Here is a 17,748-nt window from a genome sequence, read left to right as displayed (position 1 = left end):
TCAAGGGGGGAGATTGGCAGTTCAGACGTAAGGCACCCTTCGACGCTGGTGATTGGCGAAAGCCGAGATGACATCCAATCTCCTCCCTTGAGGGGGAGATGGCCGGTAGGCCAGAGGGGGGTGCTCCGGCACGACGCCAAAACGCTACTCCGCTGCTTGCAGCGAGGCGATGCGGCGGCTTTGCTTTGCCTGCTCGTCATAGTCGCGCTGCCATTCCGACGGGCCGTTGGATGCACCCACCTGCACCGCGGTCACCTTGTATTCCGGGCAGTTGGTCGCCCAGTCGGAGAAGTCGGTGGTGATGACGTTGGCCTGGGTGTCGGGATGGTGGAAGGTCGTATAGACGACGCCCGGCGACACCCGGTCGGTGATCAGCGCGCGCAGCGTCGTCTCGCCCGAGCGGCTGGTCAGCCGCACCCAGTCGCCATCGCGCAGGCCGCGATTTTCGGCATCATGCGGATGGATCTCCAGCCGATCCTCGCTGTGCCACACGACGTTGTCGGTGCGCCTGGTCTGCGCGCCGACATTATACTGCGACAGGATGCGGCCGGTGGTCAGCAGCAGCGGGAAGCGCGGCCCGGTCCTCTCGTCGGTCGCGACATATTCGGTGCGGATGAACTTGCCCTTGCCGCGCACGAAGCCGCCAATATGCATGATCGGCGTGCCTTCCGGCGACTTCTCGTTGCAGGGCCACTGCACCGAGCCCACCCGGTCGAGAAGGTCGAAGGAAACGCCGGAGAAGCTCGGCGTCGTCTTGGCGATCTCGTCCATGATCTCGGAGGGATGCGTGTAGTTCCAGCCGAGGCCGAGCGCCTTGGCGAGCTCCTGCGTCGTCTCCCAGTCGGCATAGCCGCATTTCGGCTCCATCACCTTGCGCACCATGTTGATGCGGCGCTCGGCATTGGTGAAGGTGCCGTCCTTCTCGAGGAAGGTCGAGCCGGGCAGGAACACATGCGCGTAGTTGGCCGTCTCGTTGAGGAAGAGGTCGTGCACGACGACACATTCCATCGCGGCGAGACCCGCGGCGACATGCTTGGTGTCGGGGTCCGACTGCAGGATGTCCTCGCCCTGTACATAGAGCCCCTTGAACGAGCCGTCGACGGCCGCGTCCAGCATATTGGGGATGCGCAGGCCGGGCTCGTCGTCGAGCTTGACGCCCCACAGGCTCTCATAGATGGCGCGCACCGCGTCGCCCGAAATGTGGCGGTAGCCGGGAAGTTCGTGCGGGAACGAACCCATGTCGCAGGAGCCCTGCACATTGTTCTGGCCGCGCAGCGGATTCACGCCGACGCCCGGCCGGCCGATATTGCCGGTCGCCATGGCGAGGTTGGCAATGGCGATGACGGTGGTCGAGCCCTGGCTGTGCTCGGTCACGCCGAGGCCGTAATAGATCGCGCCGTTGCCGCCGCGCGCATAGAGCCGCGCCGCGCCGCGTATGTCGTCGGGATCGACATTGGCGAGCTGACCGACGACCTCCGGGCTGTTTTCCGGCAGTGCCACGAACGATGCCCAGTCCTGGAACTCGTCCCAGTCGCAGCGCTCGCGGATGAACGCCTCGTCGAACAGGCCTTCGGTGACGATGACATGGGCAAGTGCGGTCAGCATGGCGACGTTGGTGCCCGGCTTCAGCGGCAGATGGAACTGCGCTTCGACATGGGCCGAGCGCACGATATCGGTGCGGCGCGGATCGAGCACGATCAGCTTGGCGCCCTGGCGCATGCGCTTTTTCATGCGCGAGGCGAACACCGGATGCGCATCGGTCGGATTGGCGCCGATCAGCAGGATGACGTCCGTCTGCTCGATCGAATCGAAATCCTGCGTGCCGGCGGAGGTACCGAAGGTCTGGCCCAGGCCATAGCCGGTCGGCGAATGGCAGACGCGGGCGCAGGTATCGACATTGTTGTTGCGGAAGCCCTGCCGGATCAGCTTCTGGACGAGGTAGGTCTCCTCGTTGGTGCAGCGCGACGAGGTGATGCCGCCGATCGACGTGCGGCCGTACTGGTACTGGATGCGGCGGAATTCATTCGCCGTATGGGTGAGCGCCTCTTCCCACGACACTTCGCGCCACGGATCGCTGACCCGCTCGCGGATCATCGGCTTCAGGATACGGTCCTTGTGTGTCGCATAGCCATAGGCGAAGCGGCCCTTGACGCAGGAGTGGCCGTGGTTGGCCTTGCCTGCCTTGTAGGGCATCATGCGAATGACCTCGTCGCCCTTGACCTCGGCCTTGAATGAGCAGCCGACGCCGCAATAGGCGCAGGTGGTGACGGTCGAGCGCTCGGGCAGGCCTTTCGCCAGCACGGTTTTCTCCCTCAGCGCATCGGTCGGGCAGGCCTGCACGCAGGCCCCGCACGACACGCATTCGGAATCGACGAACGCCTCGTGCATGCCGGCCGAGACCCTGGATTCGAAGCCGTGGCCCTCGATGGTCAGCGCGAACGTGCCTTGCACCTCTTCGCAGGCGCGCACGCAGCGCGAGCAGACGATGCATTGCGCCGGATCATAGGTGAAATAGGGGTTCGATTCATCGCGGGCGATGTAGTCGATGGTCAGCGAGCCATGGCCGGGCGCCACGCCGTTTTCTTGCTCGACGTGGTTGCGGCCGTCCACGCCATAGCGGTTCTCGGTCAGGCCGACCGTCCTGACGACCCTGTCGAACTCGCTGGCGCCGGTGCCGGCCGTCTCGCCCCACGCAGCCGGATGGTCAGAGACATAGAGCTCCATCACGCCGCGACGAATGGCGTTCAGCCGGTCGCTCTGGGTATGCACGACCATACCTTCGCCAACCGGCGTCGTGCACGAGGCCGGCGTGCCGCCGCGCCCGTCGATCTCGACGAGGCAGACCCGGCAGGAGCCGAACGAGTCCAGCATGTCGGTGGCGCAGAGTTTCGGGATTTCAACGCCCGCTTCCATCGAAGTGCGCATGATCGAGGTACCCGCCGGCACCGTCACCGGCTTGCCATCGACGGTCAGCGTCACCTGCTGTTCCGCTTCGGAGGCGGGTGTGCCGTAGTCGATTTCCTGGACCAGCGATTTGATGTCGAATGCCGCGTTCATGCCTGTCCGCTCCTATTCCGCTGCTTCGGCGACCGGCGTCGGCCGAAAGTCGTCCGGGAAATGGTTGAGTGCACTCATCACCGGATATGGGGTGAAGCCGCCGAGAGCGCAAAGCGAGCCGAACTTCATCGTGTTGCAAAGGTCGGTGACCAGTGCGATCTGCTTTTCCGGTTCGATGTTCTCAGCGAGCCGGTCCAGCACCTCGACGCCGCGCGTCGAGCCGATGCGACAGGGCGTGCACTTACCGCAGCTCTCGATGGCGCAGAATTCCATGGCAAAGCGTGCCTGCTTCAGCATGTCGGCACTGTCGTCGAAAACGACGATGCCGGCATGGCCGATCAGCCCGTCCTTGGCGGCAAATGCTTCGTAGTCGAACGGCGTGTCGAACAGGGCGCGCGGGAAATAGGCGCCGAGCGGGCCACCGACCTGCACCGCCTTGACCGGACGCCCGGTCGCCGCGCCGCCGCCGATATCGTCGACGATCTCACCCAGCGTCATGCCGAACGCCGCCTCGTAGAGACCAGGATATTTGACGTTGCCGGCAATCTGGATCGGGATGGTGCCGCGCGAACGGCCCATGCCGAAATCCTTGTAGAAGGCGGCGCCCTTGTCCATGATCACCGGCACCGAGGCCAGCGAGATGACATTGTTGATTACCGTCGGCTTGCCGAACAGGCCCTTATGCGCCGGCAGCGGCGGCTTGGCCCGCACCTGCCCGCGCTTGCCTTCGAGGCTGTCGAGCAGGGCGGTCTCCTCGCCGCAGACATAGGCGCCGGCGCCGACGCGCACTTCCATGTCGAATGAATTGGGTGACCCGAGCACATTGACGCCGAGCACGCCGGCCCTGCGGGCGATCTCGACGGCCTTCTGCATCACCGCCACCGCATGCGGATATTCCGAGCGGATATAGATGAAGCCCTTGGTCGCGCCGGTGGCGATGCCGGCGATCGCCATGCCTTCGATCAGCACGAAGGGGTCGCCTTCCATGATCATGCGGTCGGCGAACGTACCGGAATCGCCTTCATCGGCATTGCAGACGATGTATTTGCGGTCGGCCGACGTATCGAGGACCGTCTTCCATTTGATGCCGGTCGGGAAGCCGGCGCCGCCACGACCGCGCAGCCCGGACTCGGTCACCTGCTTGACGATGTCGGCCGGTGTCATCGCCACCGCATTCTGCAGGCCGTTCAGCCCGCCATGCGCCTTGTAGTGATCGAGCGACAGCGGATCGGTGACGCCGCAACGTGCAAAGGTCAGCCGCGTCTGTTTGGCCAGGAACGGGATCTTGTCCGGTGCGCCCAGCCAGCGCTTGTGATGGCCGCCGGTGAGGAAGCCGCAGTCGAACAGGCTTTTGACGTCGGATGGCTTGACCGGCCCATAGGCGACGCGGCCATTGGCCGTCGCCACTTCGACCATCGGCTCGAGGAAATAGGCGCCGCGCGAGCCGTTGCGCACGATCTTGGCCTCGATGCCGCGCTCGGCCAACTCCGCCCGAACCGCCTTGGCGACCTTTTCCGCACCCAGCGCCAGCGCGCCGGAATCGCCGGGAATATAGATGCGCGGGATCATGAGCGCACCTCGGCAACGATCTCACTGAGCTTTTCGTCGTCGAGCCGCCCGATCACCTCGCCGTCCAGCATCGCCGATGGCGAGCAAGCGCAAAGGCCAAGGCAATAGACCGGCTCCAGCGTCACCGAACCGTCGCGGGTTGTCTCGTGGAAACCGATGCCCAGCATTGATTTGAGCTTGGCGGCAATCGCATCCGAGCCCATCGCCTGGCAGGCTTCCGCCTGGCAAAGCTTCAGCACATGGCGGCCGGCGGGCTGGCTGCGGTAATCGTGATAGAAGGTGACGACGCCATGCACCTCGGCCCTGGAGATGTTCAGCGCCTCGGCAATGACCGGCAGCGCGTCCCGCGGCACACAGCCGAACTCTTCCTGTATGCCGTGCAGGATCGGCAACAGCGGGCCTTCGAGGCCTTTCAGCTCGTGGATGATCGCCGCCGTGCGCGATGCGATCTCGGTACTTGCAGGCTGCATCGTCATGCAGCGCCCTCCCTGGTCGTGGCGGTCTTCCGCTAAGTGCTTAGGAAATCAGAGGAAACCCGCTAAATCAATAAAGCCGATCCGTTGCTCGATAGAAATTTTCTATCGATCTCGATCACCAGCATTATCTAGCCTAGCGGCGGGCGCGGAAATCGTCCGCCAGCGCCATTGCCTCGTCCAACAGCGCCGAGACCAGCGGCGTGTGCGGTTCGCGCGGCGCCGCCACCAGCCCGACGGTGTGGCTGGCATCCGGCTCGACGATCGGGATAGCCCGGATCGGCTCGGAAAAGCCGAACGTTTCCGCAAGGTTAAGCGGCATGATCGACGACCATTTGCCGGTGCGGATATGTGAAAACAGCACGATCATCGAGTTGGATTCCAGTGTCGGCCGCACCTGCACGCCGGCTTCGGCCAGATGCTGGTCGATGATGCGGCGGTTCTGCATGTCCGGCGTCAGCAGGCAGAGCGGCAGCTGGGAGAGTTCCGCCCATGTCACTTTGTCGCGGTCGAAATGTGGGTTCCCGACAGCGGTGATCAGCTGGTAGCGTTCGTCGTAGAGCGGCACGCTGGTGACGCGTCCGAGCGGCTCGTTGTCGAGATAGGTGATGCCGGCATCGATGTCGAAATTGCCGAGCAGCGACAGCACCTCGATCGAGGTCCGCGACAGCACCGAGAAGGTGACGCCGGGGTGCTTTGCCCGAAACGGCGTGGTCAATCGCGCCACCATGGCCAGCGCCGTAGGGATCGCGGCGATGCGGATGCGGCCCGACAGGCCGTGGCGTGCCGCCCGCATCTCCTCGCGCATGGTCCTGCTGTCGCCGACGATGCGGCGCGCCCACACCAGCACCTGCTTGCCTTCCGGCGTCAGCCCCTGGAAGCGCGAGCCGCGCAGCACCAGCATCACGCCGAGCTGGCCCTCCAGCTGCTTGATGCCGGCCGAAAGCGTCGGTTGGGTGACGCCGCACACCTCCGCCGCGCGGCCGAAATGTTCTTCCCTGGCGAGTGCTATGAAGAATTCCAGCTTGTCGATCATGCCGTCGGGAGCCTGTCACGGACGCTATGTCCGATCTTAGCGCGCAAGGTCGGGGAAATCGCCTTCGGCCGCAAGCCGCCTGTGCAAATCGCCCGCATCCACATCTTTCAGCCGGCTTACTGTTTCCCGCGATGGAACGCGGCGCTATGTGGATGGGACGGGGTCGTGGACTGGACACGACGGGAGACCGAAACATGCTGGGCTGGTTCCGCAAGCTTTTGCCGCGCGAAGATCGCTTCTTCGACCTGTTCGAGCGGCATTCCCGCACTGTGGTCGGCGGCGCTGAGGCACTGCAGCAGCTTTTGCAGGGCAACGACATCGACCGCTGGTGTCAGACGATCATCGATCTCGAGGACGAAGCCGATCAGATCACCGCGGAAGTTCTGCTGGCCGTGCGCCGCTCCTTCATCACGCCCTTCGATCGCGGCGACATCAAGGACCTGATCCAGTCGATGGATGATGCCATCGACATGATGCACAAGACCGTCAAGACGGTAAGGTTGTTCGAAAAGAAGGAATTCGACCCGCTGATGCAGGAAATGGGGGCCGTCATCGTCGAGGCCGCCAAGTTGGTGGCCGAGGCGATCCCACTGCTCGGCAAGGTCGGGGCGCATACGGTGCGCCTCAACGCCATCGCCGAGGAGGTCATGCGCGCCGAAGGCCGGGCCGACGACCTGCACGAACAGGGCCTGAAGGACCTGTTCAAGCGGCACGGCCGCAGCGATCCGATGGCCTATCTGATCGGCAGCGAGATCTACGGCCAGCTGGAAAAGGTGGTCGACCGCTTCGAGGACGTCGCCAACGAAATCAGCGGCATCGTCATCGAGAACGTATAGTGGAAGCCGCGATAGCCTTTCCGGTGCTGGTCGGCCTTGTCGCCGTCGCACTGTTCTTCGATTTCCTCAACGGCCTGCACGATGCCGCCAACTCCATCGCGACAATCGTCTCCACCCGCGTGCTGAGGCCGCATTATGCGGTGTTCTGGGCGGCTTTCTTCAATTTCATCGCCTTCATGTTCTTCGGTCTTCACGTGGCGGAGACGCTGGGAACCGGCATCATCGACGCCAGCATCGTCACGCCGGCAGTGATCTTCGCAGCACTTGTCGGCGCCATCGTCTGGAATATCGTCACCTGGCTCGTCGGTATCCCGTCCAGCAGCTCGCACGCGCTGATCGGCGGTTTGGTCGGCGCCGGCGTTGCCAAGGCCGGCACCGGCGCCATCGTCTGGGCCGGATTGGGCAAGACGACGGCGGCCATCGTGCTGTCGCCGGCGGCAGGCTTTCTGCTGGCGCTCGTCTTGATCCTCGCGGTCTCCTGGCTGTTCGTGCGGCAGACGCCGTTCGCCGTCGACAGCACCTTCCGCGTCATGCAGTTCTTTTCCGCCTCGCTCTATTCGCTCGGCCATGGCGGCAACGACGCGCAGAAGACCATGGGCATCATCGCCGTGCTGCTTTATTCGCAAGGCATGCTCGGCGCGAATTTTTACGTGCCGCTGTGGGTCGTCATCACCTGTCAGTCGGCGCTGGCGCTGGGCACGTTGCTCGGCGGCTGGCGCATCGTCCACACAATGGGATCGAAGATCACCCGGCTGAACCCGATGCAGGGTTTCTGCGCCGAGACCGGCGGTGCGATCACCCTGTTCGCCGCCACCTGGCTCGGTATTCCGGTATCGACCACACACACGATCACCGGCGCCATCATTGGCGTCGGCGCCGCCCGCCGCGTCTCAGCCGTTCGCTGGGGCATTGCCGGCAACATCGTGGTTGCCTGGATTATCACCCTGCCGGCAACCGCGGTGATTGCGGCCCTCACCTACCTCGCGGTCGGCCTGGCAAGGTGAGAGCACCGCAGCACTGCGCGGCGGCGGTGCGTGAACGCCGTATCTACCTGTCCACAAGGTTCAGGATGTTGCCGTCCGGATCCTTGAACCATGCGACCTTCATGCCCTGACCGACATGAACGTCACCCTCCAGCGTCAGGCCGGGCATGTCGTAATGCTCGAAGGCCACGCCCTTCGATTTCAACGCCTCAACGATTTTGCCGAGCTCGTCGCCGACCGTCCAGGTCACAGCCGTCGCCTTGTTGGTCCCAGCGAAATTCGAACGGTACACGTTGATGCTGGTATCGCCGCTTTTATAGACGATCAGTTCGCCACCTTCATTGTGCACCTCTTTCAGGCCGAGCGTCCCTTCGTAGAAAGCCCTGGCCTTGGCCAGGTCCTTCACTGCGAGATTGGCCGTTGCGTTGCTGTTTGCGAGCATGATCGTCTCCTTCCCTTGATGTCGTGCTCATGCTGCTCCTTCAGATAGGTCGTAGCGGATGGTTGGCGACCGTCGATCAGGCAAATCTGACAGCGTCGGTCCGTTTTCCGGGGCACACCAGGCCGGCTGTTGCTCCACGACTTGGTTCTCTCCGGAAACTGCACTATCTCAGGCGCGAGCTTGCATAAGGAAGATCTGATGTCCGTCACCAAGGAAATCGTCATCGAACGCCTGAAGACGGTCAACGGGCCGGATTTCACCGGCAATATCGTCGACCTCGGCATGGTTTCCGAGATTTTCATTGCCGATGCCAAGGTGTTCTTCTCGATCACCGTTCCCGCCGCCCGTGCCCAGGAGATGGAGCCGCTGCGTGCGGCCGCCGAGCGTGTCGTCAAGGCGATCCCCGGTGTCGCCGGCGCCGTGGTCGCGCTGACGGCGGAAAAGAAGGGCGGCGGCATGGAGGCGCCGGTTCCGCAAAGACCGGCTCAGAGGCCCGCTCCGCCGGCCGCACCTGCTCGTCCAGCGCCGCAGGCGCCCGCCTCGCACAGCCAGGGCAAGCGCGGCGTACCAGGCATCGACGCCATCATCGCTGTTGCTTCCGGCAAGGGCGGCGTCGGCAAGTCGACCACCGCCGTCAATATCGCCCTTGGCCTTGCCGCCAACGGGTTGCGGGTCGGCGTGCTCGATGCCGATATTTATGGCCCGTCCATGCCACGCCTGCTCAACATTCATGGCCGGCCGCAGACCGTCGATGGCAAGATCCTGAAGCCAATGCAGAACTATGGCCTCAAGGTCATGTCGATGGGCTTCCTCGTCGATGAGGAGACGCCGATGATCTGGCGCGGGCCGATGGTGATGTCGGCATTGACGCAAATGCTGCGCGAAGTCGAATGGGGACCGCTCGACGTGCTCGTCGTCGACATGCCGCCCGGCACCGGCGACGCCCAGCTGACCATGGCCCAACAGGTGCCGCTGGCCGGCGCCGTCATCGTCTCGACGCCACAGGACCTGGCCCTGATCGATGCGCGCAAAGGCCTCAACATGTTCAGAAAGGTCGACGTGCCGCTGTTGGGCATCGTCGAAAACATGAGCTATTTTCTCGCCCCCGATACGGGGAAACGCTACGACATCTTCGGCCATGGCGGCGCGCGCCGTGAGGCCGAGCGCCTCGGCGTCACCTTCCTTGGCGAAGTGCCGCTCGAGATGGGCATCCGCGAAAGCTCCGATGCCGGCACGCCGGTGGTGGTCTCGAAGCCCGATAGCGCCGAGGCGAAAATCTATCGCGACATCGCCGCCAAGGTCTGGCACCGCGTCAATGAAGAGCGCGGCGCGGCCGAGGCTGCAGTGCCGAGCATCGTGTTTGAGTGATGCGGATGTCCCTCCCCAAGTCGGCCCCTTGAGGGGAGGTGGCCGCAAGGGTCGGGTGGGGTCCGCGACGACATGCTCGAACTTTTCCGGGATAGCGGGCTGACAAACCACGATCCCCTCTGGCGCGGAGGCAGATGTGTGTCTATCGCACCAAAGTGCGGATTCGGATGGCGCGTGCCCTTGCCTGCTCCCGCGCGTTGTCATATCGATTTGTCATACAAATACGGAGACCACGATGGCAGGCGCCCCCACCAGCAAGAAAAAATTTCGCTCGCAAGAGTGGTTCGACAATCCCGACAATCCGGGCATGACAGCACTTTATCTGGAGCGCTACCTGAATTACGGGCTGACGCGGGCCGAACTGATGTCCGGCAAGCCGCTGATCGGCATCGCCCAGACCGGCTCGGACCTGTCGCCCTGCAACCGCCATCACATCGAACTGGCCAAGCGCGTGCGCGAGGGCATCGTCTCGATGGGCGGCATTCCTTTCGAGTTTCCTTGCCACCCGATCCAGGAAACCGGCAAGCGGCCGACAGCTGCGCTCGACCGCAACCTTGCCTATCTCAGCCTGGTCGAGGTGCTCTACGGCTATCCGCTCGACGGCGTGGTGCTCACCATCGGCTGCGACAAGACGACGCCGGCCATGCTGATGGCCGCGGCTACCGTCAACATTCCGGCTATCGCGCTTTCGGTCGGCCCGATGCTCAACGGCTGGCACAAGGGCAAGCGCACCGGCTCCGGCACCATCGTCTGGGAATCGCGCCAGCGCCTGTCGGCCGGCGAGATCGGCTATGACGAGTTCATGGACATCGTCGCCTCCTCGGCGCCGTCGACCGGCTATTGCAACACGATGGGCACCGCTACCACGATGAATTCGTTGGCCGAGGCGCTCGGCATGCAATTGCCGGGCTCGGCCGCAATCCCCGCCCCCTATCGCGAACGCGGCCAGATCGCCTATGAGACTGGAAAGCGCATCGTCGACATGGTGCATGAGGATCTGAAGCCCTCCGACATCATGACCCGCAAGGCCTTCGAGAACGCCATCGTCGTCAACTCGGCGATCGGCGGCTCGACCAATGCGCCGATCCACCTCAACGCCATCGCCCGCCACCTCGGCGTGCCGCTCGACAACAACGATTGGCAGAAGGTTGGCCTCAACATTCCGCTCATCGTCAATCTGCAGCCGACCGGCGAATATCTCGGCGAGGACTATCACCATGCCGGCGGCGTGCCGGCTGTGATCGCCGAACTGATGAAGGGCGGCATGCTGCCCTATCCGGAAGCCATGACCGCTAACGGCAAGACCATCGGCGACAATTGCAGCGGCGCCGTCAACGAGAACCTCGACGTCATCCGCACGGTTGCCGAGCCGCTGAAAGCCAATGCCGGCTTCATCAACCTCAAGGGCAATCTGTTCGATTCGGCGATCATGAAGACCAGTGGCATCTCGCCCGAATTCCGCGAACGCTATCTGTCGAACCCGAAGGACCCGGAAGCGTTCGAGGGCAACGCCATGGTCTTCGACGGCCCCGAGGATTATCACGCCCGCATCGACGACCCGGCACAGGGCATCGACGAGCACACCATCCTGTTCATGCGCGGCGCCGGCCCGATCGGCTATCCCGGCGGCGCCGAAGTCGTCAACATGCAGCCGCCTGCCTATCTGATCAAAAAGGGCATCCACGCGCTGGCCTGTATCGGCGACGGTCGTCAGTCAGGCACGTCGGGCTCGCCGTCGATCCTCAACGCCTCGCCGGAAGCCGCCATCGGCGGCGGCCTGGCGCTGCTGAAGACCGGCGATCGCGTCCGCATCGACCTGCGCAAGGGTACCGCCGACATCCTCGTCAGCGACGACGAGATCACGCGGCGCCGCGCCGAGCTGCAGAACAATGGCGGCTATCACTATCCGAAGCACCAGACGCCGTGGCAGGAAATCCAGCGCGGCATGGTCGACCAGTTTTCCGAAGGCATGGTGCTGAAGCCGGCGGTGAAGTACCAGGATGTGGCTCATACAAGCGGCGTGCCGAGGGACAATCACTGACCAGGGTCCGTCGCACGAGCCGTCAGGTCGCCAGCGTAACGGTCACCTCATTTCTCCCCGTTAACAGCCCGTTAACGGGGAGAAATGCCCGCCACAGAGTTGGACGCGGTCATTTGTCAAAAGCGATTGCTCCCGCGAGAACGGGAATGCTTGACAAGCGGGCGTGACAAATCCACGATCATCGTAAGGGGTGCATCGCGACGACCCCGTGAGGCGTCAGCCCAACGTTCGCGTCCAAGCTTCTCGTTCAAGGAGGTGGACGCCATGCCGTCAACAACCGCTATCACTGTATCGCAACTGTCTCGTCTGATTGGGCTGCCGGGTGCGCCCGCAATCATCGAAGTCCGCACCGACGATGACTACAACGCCGATCCGCGCCTGTTGCCGGGCTCAACTCGGCGGGACTTCAAGGCTGTCGCCACCTGGGCTGGCGAATTCACTGGCCAGCAAGTGACGGTCGTCTGCCAACAGGGAAAAAAGCTCTCGCAAGGCGTGGCCGCATGGCTGCGGCACGAGGGCATTGCCGCCGAATCGCTCGAAGGCGGGTTTGAGGCATGGCGCGATGCCAAGGGGCTTTTGGTTCACACCGGCAAGATACCGCCCGCCGATGCCAAGGGCCGCACCGTTTGGGTGACGCGTACGCGCCCGAAGGTCGATCGCATCGCGTGCCCCTGGCTGATCCGACGCTTCATCAATCCTCACGCGGTCTTTCTCTTCGTCGAGCCGGCCGAAGTGGCGGCCGTCGCCGATCGCTTTCAGGCCGTGCCTTTCGACATCGAGAACGTGTTCTGGAGCCACCGCGGCGAACGCTGCACCTTCGATACCATGATCGAGGAGTTCGGACTAAAATCCGAAGCGCTCGATCGCCTCGCCACGATCATACGCGCTGCCGATACTGCGAGCCTCGATCTTGTCCCACAGGCGGCCGGGTTCCTGGCCGCCTCGCTTGGCCTGTCACGGATGTTTCGCGACGATCTGGAGCAGCTCGAGGCCGGCATGCTGCTTTACGATGCGTTCTTCCGCTGGTGCCGCGATGCCACCGAGGAGACGCATAACTGGCCGGCCGCCGGCACGGGCAATCTCGGCGCGGGCAAGCCTTCGTGAGCGCCGTCCTTTCGAAAAAGCCGCCGGAGATCCAAGAGCCGGTTGTGCCGAGCTTCCGGCAGGCCGTGAAAGTCTGGGCGAAAATCGGCGTGCTCAGCTTTGGCGGCCCGGCCGGGCAGATCGCACTCATGCACAAGGAACTGGTCGAGGAACGGCGCTGGATCGGCGAACAGCGTTTCCTGCATGCGTTGAACTACTGCATGCTGCTGCCTGGCCCCGAGGCCCAGCAACTTGCCATCTATATCGGCTGGTTGCTGCACAAAACGGTCGGCGGCCTTGTTGCCGGCATTCTCTTCGTCGTGCCGGGCGCGCTTGTCATGCTCTTCCTGAGCAGCCTCTATGCGCTCTACGGCGATGTACCACTCGTCGCGGCGCTGTTTTTCGGGGTCAAGGCGACCGTGCTCGCCATTGTCATCGAGGCGGTGATCCGGATCGGCAGACGCGCGCTGAAAAACCCGGTCATGGTGTCGATCGCACTCGCCGCCTTCATCGCCATCTACGCGTTGAACGTTCCGTTTCCGCTGATCGTCCTGCTTGCCGGCCTGGCAGGCTGGATCGGCAACCGTAGTGCGCCGGCATTTTTTTCCGGCGCCTCGCATGGCAAGGGCGATGTTCCCGACATCAAGGGCGCGGTCGATCTGATGTTCGAGCGCGGTGAACTGACCCACGTCAGGCCGACGCGATGGCACGCGCCGCGCATCTTGGCGATCTGGCTGCCGATCTGGCTCGGGCCTGTTCTGCTGGTCTGGGCTGTCACCGGCTCGGCCAGCGTCTGGACGCAAATCGGTGGCTTCTTCAGTGTCATGGCGGTCGTTACCTTCGGCGGCGCCTACGCGGCCCTTGCCTATGTGGCGCAGGCAGCGGTCGAGTACTTCGGCTGGCTGGCACCCGGTGAAATGGTCGACGGCCTCGGACTTGCCGAAACCACGCCGGGCCCGCTTATCCTGGTCTTGCAGTTCGTCGGCTTCGTCGCCGCCTTCCGCCAGTCGGGCTCGCTGGCGCCGCTGCTTGCCGGGTTGTTTGGCGGGCTGTTCACGCTGTGGGCGACGTTTACCCCATGTTTTTTATGGATATTCCTTGGCGCGCCTTACATCGAAGCGCTGCGCGGCAACAAGGCGCTGTCGGCGGCGCTCGGTGCGATCACCGCCGCCGTCGTCGGCGTCATCATGAATCTCGCTCTATGGTTCGGCTTGCACGTCATCTTCGGCGAAGTGCGCAATGTCGGGCTTGGAATGGACGTGCCGGTGCTTTCATCGATAGACTGGCGCGCGGCGCTGCTTTCCTGTGCCTCCATGATCGCCATTCTGAAGCTGAAGATCGGCATGCTGCCGACGCTTGACGGATCGGCGCTGGCCGGCGTCTTGTTGCTGGCGGCGAGCGGGTAACGCCTCAGCCGCCCATTCTGCCGCGCGGCAGCTTGATCATATCGCCGAAACGGGCGCGCAATTTGTCGTCGACGGGCTTCGGCACATGGCGCGGGAAGCGTTCGGCAAGCACGCGTTTCTTCTCGATGATCGCCCGCTGCAAGATGTCGGGCCTGCCTTTCTCATTCCATTCCTTCGGCGAAAAGCGGTCGCCGACGGCCGGATAGAAATATTCGGTCTGCATCAGCCGCAGCGTCTGCTCGTTGCCGAGATAATGGCCCGGGCCCTTCAGGCAGACATCGGTGATGGTGTCGATCGACAGCGACTCGTCCGTCACCTCGATGCCACGCACGCAGCGCAGGCAGTGGCCGAGCATGTCGTTGTCGATGATCAGGCTCTCAAGGCAAAAGCCGAGCAGCGAGGCGTGCATGCCGGCCGATTCGTAAACCAGGTTGAGGCCGGCAAGACCGGCCATCACGTCGGTTATGCCCTTTTCGTAGCCGGACTGAATGTCAGGCAGTTTCGAATCCGTCATGCCGGCGGCCGAACCGCCCGGCAGGTCGTAAAATTGCGCCATCTGCGCGCAGGCCGCGGTCAGCACCGCCTGCTCGGCCGAACCGCCCGACATGGCGCCGGTCCGGAGGTCCGAGACGAACGGCCAGGTGCCGAAGATTGCCGGGTGGCCCGGCTTGATGGCGTTGACATAGATTAGGCCGACCAGCACTTCGGCGACCGCCTGCACCACGGCACCGGCAATCGCCGCCGGTGCCGTCGCACCTGCCTGGCCTGCCGACAGCAGCAGGATCGGAATGCCGCCCTGGACACAGGCTTCGAGCACGCCGCAGGCGTCCTCGGCAAACTTCATCGGCGGCACGACGAAACAGTTCGAATTGGAGACGAAAGGCCGGGCGCGAAAATTCTCTTCGCCGCCGGCGATGGCATAGAGCATGTCGAGCGCCGGCTTGACGTTCTCACGCACGGTAAACGAGGTGCCGACATGCTTCGACGTGCCCATGACACAGGCGTAGAGCGTGTTGAAATCCATATCGAGCGGGTCGGGGATGTCGCGTGGCACCATCGGCCGCTGGAAGAAATGGATGTTGTCGAGCCCCTCGACCAGACGCGCCGCATCGTAAATGTCCTGCAGCAGCGACTCGCGATACTCACGCTTTTCGACATCGACAAGATGCACCGCAGCACCAGCCGTGCCGTAATGCACACGCTTGCCCTGGATCACCATGTCGTGCTTCGGATCCTGGCCGTGCAGGGTGAAATGCCGCGCCGCTTTCTTGATCGTTTCGACCACCATACCGCGAGGAAAGCGCAGGCGGCCGTCCTCGCCAAGCGTTGCGCCGGCCTTGGTCAGTGCCTCGATGCAGGAGGGGATGGCGTTGGCGAAACCGACCGTCTCCAGAAGGGTAAGCACAGCCTCGTGGATACGTTCGCAATCATTGCCGCTGAGCGGGCTGTAGCTTCCGCCTTCGAGGCCGGCGCGCACCGGCTTGACGTCGTCGGCGAGCGGTGCCGCCCGCATGGCGCGGCGCGCCTCGCGCCCGCCGGACCGCCGCGAACGCTGGTCTGCGGACACGTCCTGCTTCTCATGGGCCATTGGCATGAAGGCACTCCAACTTTAGCTGCGGAGCGGGCGCGGCGGTTGGTCCACCATCGGCCTGCTTCGTCCCCTTTATACAGCGACTATGCCGCCGGCATTGGCACAGCCTATGTGCCAGCCGGTCCCGTCGCATATGCCAAGGAGCTAAAGAACCGGAGCCGCACTACCTGCGCCAGGCTCCGGTCGGGGAAGGGAGATCAGGCCGCTGCCGGCCTGCGTCCAGCTGCCGTCGCCAGTTCGCGGATGCCGGGTTCGATGTGCTGCAACGCGATCGAGGAAATGCCCAAGCGCATGAAACGCGATGGCTTTTCGGTGCGGTCGAAGAAGCGGTCGCCAGGCTCGATGATGACGCTGCGCGAGGCCGCGGCCTCCGCCAGCCCGCGCGAATCGGTGCCGCGCGGTCCCTCGAGCCAGAGCGACGTGCCGCCGGCCGAATCGGTCGAGCGCCACTCCGGCAGGAAGGCGGAAATCGCATGGACCAGACGCTTGCGCCTCTCGTCGAAGGCGCTCGACAGCCGCCGCACCAGCGCCTCGTGATGGCCGAGCGACAGGAACAATGCGACGGCGCGCTGGTTGTTCGCCGGCGGGTGGCGCAGCATGAAGCGGCGTAGCGCCCGAAGCTCGGAGATCAGCCCGGCCGAGGCGACGATGTAGCCGAGCCTGAGGCCGGGAGCCAGCGTCTTCGACATCGAGCCGACGTAGACGACGCGGCCGGACCGATCGAGGCTCTTCAGCGCCTGCTGCGGCGCCTCGTCCAGGAGCTGGCTGTCATATCCGTCCTCGATGATGATCTGGTTGTAGCGGTTGGCGCGCGCCAAAAGATCCTGCCGCCGCTCCGCCGACAGCGGCACCATGGTCGGGCAATGGTGGCTGGGCGTGACGAAGACGAAGCCAGAATCATTGGGAATGGCCGAGGTTACGATGCCGGAGTGGTCGACCGGAACCGGCTGGATCTCGGCGCCGGCCAGCCGGAAGATCGAACGTGCATCGGGATAGCCCGGATCCTCCATCGCCACCTTGGAGCCTTTCGTCATCAACAGCGTCGCCAGCATGTAAAGCGCGTTCTGCGCCCCCAGCGTCACGATGATCTCGTCCGGATTGGCGAAGATGCCGCGTCGCGGCAGCAGCCGTGCCTGGATCTGCTCGATCAGGAGCGGATCGTCGCGGTCGACCATGTCGGACGCCCAGTTGCGGATTTCGAGCACCGCCAGCGCCATGCGGTTGCACTCGCGCCATTCGGCGGTCGGGAACAGCGCCGGGTCGAACTGGCCATAGACGAAGGGGTAGGACGATTTGATCCAGTTGTCGTGCTTGGCCGGCGGTGGCATGTCGCTCGCCGCGATCTGCCGGCGGGCCTTCCAGTCGATCTCGTTGGCCTGGTCGGGCGCTTTCTGCTGCGGCTTGGCCGGCGTCGCCAGCACTTCGGGATTGACGAAATGGCCGCGGCGCTCGCGCGCCACCAGGAACCCCTGATCGACCAGCTGCTGGAAGGCCAGCACCACGGTGCCGCGCGCCACGCCGAGTTTTTCGGCAAGAATCCGGCAGGACGGAAGCGGCATGGAAGCCGCGATCTGCCGGTCGAGGATGGCGGCGACGATCGCCTGACGGATCTGCGCCTGCAGGGTCTGACCGGATTCCGCCGAAATCCGGAACAGGCCGGACCATATGGCCGTGTCGTTTCGCTGTGGCATGGGAGATGTTCCTCGATGGCCAGCTTTTTTCACTTGGCTGGACTAGTCGAATGTACCGGTGGCACAAGGTGTTGCGCCAATCAATTTTTCTGATCGCTGGGATTTATGCCAGTGATCCTTTGCGCCGGCCCACGCTGCGCTGCGGCATCGCTGCGCATTGAAACGGATGGAA

13 protein-coding genes are annotated in these 17,748 nt (G+C 63.9%); 6 read left to right on the top strand and 7 right to left on the bottom strand.

Annotated features, from left to right (window positions below; translation table 11 throughout):
* Positions 1-144: 144 nt before the first annotated feature.
* The 4 genes from fdhF to NKH37_RS14415 all read right to left on the bottom strand — a co-directional run bounded on the left by fdhF (position 145) and on the right by NKH37_RS14415 (position 6,135).
* Positions 145-3,057, bottom strand: a complete 2,913-nt coding sequence (fdhF, locus tag NKH37_RS14430; RefSeq protein ID WP_353041113.1) for a formate dehydrogenase subunit alpha — start codon at positions 3,055-3,057, stop codon at positions 145-147.
* Positions 3,058-3,069: 12 nt separating this feature from the next.
* Complete coding sequence (locus NKH37_RS14425; RefSeq protein ID WP_353005315.1) at positions 3,070-4,626, bottom strand: formate dehydrogenase beta subunit; 1,557 nt, start codon at positions 4,624-4,626, stop codon at positions 3,070-3,072.
* Positions 4,623-5,102, bottom strand: a complete 480-nt coding sequence (locus NKH37_RS14420; protein ID WP_353005314.1) for a formate dehydrogenase subunit gamma — start codon at positions 5,100-5,102, stop codon at positions 4,623-4,625. The genes NKH37_RS14425 and NKH37_RS14420 overlap by 4 nt, the downstream gene beginning before the upstream one ends.
* A 133-nt stretch (positions 5,103-5,235) precedes the next feature.
* On the bottom strand, positions 5,236-6,135 hold the full coding sequence (locus NKH37_RS14415) for a LysR family transcriptional regulator (protein WP_352483301.1): 900 nt from the start codon (positions 6,133-6,135) through the stop codon (positions 5,236-5,238).
* A 194-nt stretch (positions 6,136-6,329) separates the two neighbouring features.
* Between NKH37_RS14415 and NKH37_RS14410 the strand changes: the two genes are divergently transcribed.
* Together NKH37_RS14410 and NKH37_RS14405 are read left to right on the top strand one after the other, a co-directional pair.
* Positions 6,330-6,971, top strand: a complete 642-nt coding sequence (locus NKH37_RS14410; RefSeq protein ID WP_023717896.1) for a DUF47 domain-containing protein — start codon at positions 6,330-6,332, stop codon at positions 6,969-6,971.
* Positions 6,971-7,975, top strand: a complete 1,005-nt coding sequence (locus NKH37_RS14405) for an inorganic phosphate transporter (protein WP_352493734.1) — start codon at positions 6,971-6,973, stop codon at positions 7,973-7,975. Before NKH37_RS14410 ends, NKH37_RS14405 begins: the two co-directional genes overlap by 1 nt.
* Positions 7,976-8,018: 43 nt before the next feature.
* Here the strand turns inward: NKH37_RS14405 and NKH37_RS14400 are convergent, their stop codons facing one another.
* Positions 8,019-8,396, bottom strand: coding sequence for a VOC family protein (locus NKH37_RS14400; protein WP_352493735.1), 378 nt, complete (start codon positions 8,394-8,396; stop codon positions 8,019-8,021).
* Between the two features lie 195 nt (positions 8,397-8,591).
* On the opposite strand from NKH37_RS14400, the gene NKH37_RS14395 reads away from it, so the two are divergent.
* From NKH37_RS14395 to chrA, 4 genes are all read left to right on the top strand, one after another.
* Positions 8,592-9,764, top strand: a complete 1,173-nt coding sequence (locus NKH37_RS14395; protein ID WP_245278539.1) for an Mrp/NBP35 family ATP-binding protein — start codon at positions 8,592-8,594, stop codon at positions 9,762-9,764.
* Positions 9,765-9,999: 235 nt separating this feature from the next.
* Entirely contained in the window at positions 10,000-11,805 is a 1,806-nt protein-coding gene (locus NKH37_RS14390) for an IlvD/Edd family dehydratase (RefSeq protein WP_352483298.1), read from the top strand.
* A gap of 264 nt (positions 11,806-12,069) precedes the next feature.
* Positions 12,070-12,909 (top strand): chromate resistance protein ChrB domain-containing protein, encoded by an 840-nt coding sequence (locus tag NKH37_RS14385; protein ID WP_353000158.1) that lies wholly within the window; start codon positions 12,070-12,072, stop codon positions 12,907-12,909.
* Positions 12,906-14,294 (top strand): chromate efflux transporter, encoded by a 1,389-nt coding sequence (chrA, locus tag NKH37_RS14380; RefSeq protein ID WP_353041111.1) that lies wholly within the window; start codon positions 12,906-12,908, stop codon positions 14,292-14,294. Before NKH37_RS14385 ends, chrA begins: the two co-directional genes overlap by 4 nt.
* 4 nt (positions 14,295-14,298) lie before the next feature.
* Here the strand turns inward: chrA and NKH37_RS14375 are convergent, their stop codons facing one another.
* On the bottom strand, positions 14,299-15,888 hold the full coding sequence (locus tag NKH37_RS14375; RefSeq protein WP_353005310.1) for a trimethylamine methyltransferase family protein: 1,590 nt from the start codon (positions 15,886-15,888) through the stop codon (positions 14,299-14,301).
* A gap of 194 nt (positions 15,889-16,082) precedes the next feature.
* Positions 16,083-17,576: a MocR-like pyridoxine biosynthesis transcription factor PdxR gene (pdxR, locus tag NKH37_RS14370; protein WP_353005308.1), complete on the bottom strand. Its 1,494-nt coding sequence runs from the start codon at positions 17,574-17,576 to the stop codon at positions 16,083-16,085.
* Positions 17,577-17,748: the final 172 nt, after the last annotated feature.

Origin of the sequence: Mesorhizobium sp. M1217 (assembly GCF_040318275.1) — a bacterium.
Lineage (GTDB): Bacteria > Pseudomonadota > Alphaproteobacteria > Rhizobiales > Rhizobiaceae > Mesorhizobium.
Note: the sequence above shows the minus strand (reverse complement) of the source record. Positions and strands in the feature narration are given on the sequence as shown.

Coding starts and splice junctions, on each gene's coding strand:
- fdhF (WP_353041113.1), bottom strand. CDS start 3,057: ATGAACGCGGCATTCGACATCAAATCGCTGGTCCAGGAAATCGACTAC.
- NKH37_RS14425 (WP_353005315.1), bottom strand. CDS start 4,626: ATGATCCCGCGCATCTATATTCCCGGCGATTCCGGCGCGCTGGCGCTG.
- NKH37_RS14420 (WP_353005314.1), bottom strand. CDS start 5,102: ATGACGATGCAGCCTGCAAGTACCGAGATCGCATCGCGCACGGCGGCG.
- NKH37_RS14415 (WP_352483301.1), bottom strand. CDS start 6,135: ATGATCGACAAGCTGGAATTCTTCATAGCACTCGCCAGGGAAGAACAT.
- NKH37_RS14410 (WP_023717896.1), top strand. CDS start 6,330: ATGCTGGGCTGGTTCCGCAAGCTTTTGCCGCGCGAAGATCGCTTCTTC.
- NKH37_RS14400 (WP_352493735.1), bottom strand. CDS start 8,396: ATGCTCGCAAACAGCAACGCAACGGCCAATCTCGCAGTGAAGGACCTG.
- NKH37_RS14390 (WP_352483298.1), top strand. CDS start 10,000: ATGGCAGGCGCCCCCACCAGCAAGAAAAAATTTCGCTCGCAAGAGTGG.
- NKH37_RS14385 (WP_353000158.1), top strand. CDS start 12,070: ATGCCGTCAACAACCGCTATCACTGTATCGCAACTGTCTCGTCTGATT.
- NKH37_RS14375 (WP_353005310.1), bottom strand. CDS start 15,888: ATGCCAATGGCCCATGAGAAGCAGGACGTGTCCGCAGACCAGCGTTCG.
- pdxR (WP_353005308.1), bottom strand. CDS start 17,576: ATGCCACAGCGAAACGACACGGCCATATGGTCCGGCCTGTTCCGGATT.